General features: G+C 70.4%; 1 protein-coding gene. It reads left to right on the forward strand.

The window, feature by feature from the left end; translation table 11 throughout:
* Positions 1-1,866: ABC transporter ATP-binding protein (locus tag QZV84_RS05650; protein ID WP_292826619.1), on the forward strand; the 1,866-nt coding region annotated here is incomplete at its 5' end.
* Between the last annotated feature and the right edge of the window lie 98 nt (positions 1,867-1,964).

Below are 1,964 nucleotides of genomic sequence, written 5' to 3' on the forward strand. Positions count from 1 at the left end.
CGGCGCGGCCGCAGAGAGCCGGAGGGCCCCCGGGCGACCTTTCGCCAGCTCCTGCCGTTCATCTTCGAGCACAAGCGCACGCTCATCGTGGTCGCCGTGCTCAGCGTTCTGGGCGCCGTCGCGACGCTCGCCCAGCCGCTGCTGGTCGGACAGGTGATCACGCGGGTCCAGCTCGGCGAAACGCTCGGCTCGCTCGTGTGGGTGCTGATCGGGCTGGTCGTGGTCTCGTCGGTCATCTCGGGCTACCAGCACTTCCTGCTGCAGCGCACCGGCACAGCGGTGGTCTACTCCAGCCGCCGCAAGCTCATCGCGCGGATCCTGCACCTTCCGATCAGCGAGTTCGACGCGCGCCGGACCGGCGACCTGGTCTCGCGAGTGGGCACCGACACGACGCTGCTGTACGCCGTTCTCACCCAGGGTCTGGCGGATGCGGCCGGCAATGCGCTCATCTTCGTGGGTGCGCTGGTGGCGATGGCGATCATCGACCCGATCCTGCTCGCGCTCATCGTCATCGTGATCGGCGTCTCGGTGATGGTCGTGGTGCTGCTGAGCGGCCGGATCCGCACCGCGTCCGCCGAGCAGCAGGTCAAGGTCGGCGAACTCGCCTCGGGCATCGAGCGCGCCGTCGGCTCGATCCGCACCGTGCGTGCGGCGGGTGCGACGGAGCGCGAAGTGGCCTCGGTCTCGACGCTCGCGTCGGAGGCCTACACCGTGGGGGTGCGGATCGCGAAGGTCTCCGCTCTCGTCGTTCCGGTCGCCGGCATCGCGTTGCAGATCTCCCTGCTGGTCGTGCTCGGCGTGGGTGGCTTCCGGGTCGCCTCCGGTGCGATCACGATCGCCTCGCTCGTGACGTTCATCATGTTCCTGTTCCTGATGATCCAGCCGCTGGGCTCCACCTTCGGCGCGATCACCTCGGTCAACCAGGCGCTCGGAGCGCTCGGCCGCATCCAGGAGGTGCTGGACCTCCCGACCGAGGAAGAAGGCGACGCGAAGCTCGCCGCAACCCTCGAGCCGGCCGACGCCGTGGCCGCGGCATCCGTCCCCGCGATCGCGTTCCTCGACGTGCGCTTCCGCTATCCCGAGAACGTCGTCGCGGCGCGCGAAGCAGCTGCGAAGGAGGCCCGGGCGGTCTTGGAGCAGGTGCACCTGGAGCGGCCCGGAGTCGATCCCGCTCTCGAGGTCGACCGCGACGTGCTGCGCGGCGTCTCATTCGCGGTCCCGCGCGGTTCGCGCGTCGCGCTCGTCGGGCCGAGCGGCGCGGGCAAGAGCACTGTGCTGTCGCTCATCGAGCGGTTCTACGACCCGACCGGAGGTGCGATCGAGCTGGACGGCCGCGACATCCGGTCGCTGGCGCGCGAGCAGCTGCGAGCGCAGTTCGGCTACGTCGAACAGGATGCCCCGACCCTGGCCGGCACGATCGCCGACAACCTGCGACTCGGCTCGCCCGAGGCGACTGATGCCGACTGCGAGCGCGTGCTGCACGCGGTGAACCTGACGGAGGTGCTCGGGCGCGATCCGCTGGGGCTCCGGGCGCCCGTGGGCGAGGGCGGCGTGATGCTCTCGGGCGGCGAGCGCCAGCGCCTCGCGATCGCGCGGGCGCTGCTGGCTGCTCCCCCGATCCTGCTGCTGGACGAGTCGACCTCCTCGCTGGACGGAGTCAACGAGCAGCGGATGCGCGAGGCGATCGACGCGGTCGCCACGGATCGCACCCTCATCGTGATCGCGCACCGCCTGTCGACCGTCGTGGACAGCGACCGGATCGTCGTGCTCGACCATGGCGAGGTCGTCGGCCAGGGCACGCACTCGGAGCTCGTGGCCTCGACCCCGCTGTACCGCGACCTGGCCAAGCACCAGCTCCTGGTCTGACCGCTCTGCGCCGAGAAGGTGCAGTGTGCGCCGAGAAGGTGCAGTGTGCGCCGAGAAGGTGCAGTGTGCGCCGAGAAGGTGCGCACCTTCTCGGGGCC

It is taken from the genome of Microbacterium sp. (assembly GCF_011620715.1).
GTDB lineage: Bacteria > Actinomycetota > Actinomycetes > Actinomycetales > Microbacteriaceae > Microbacterium.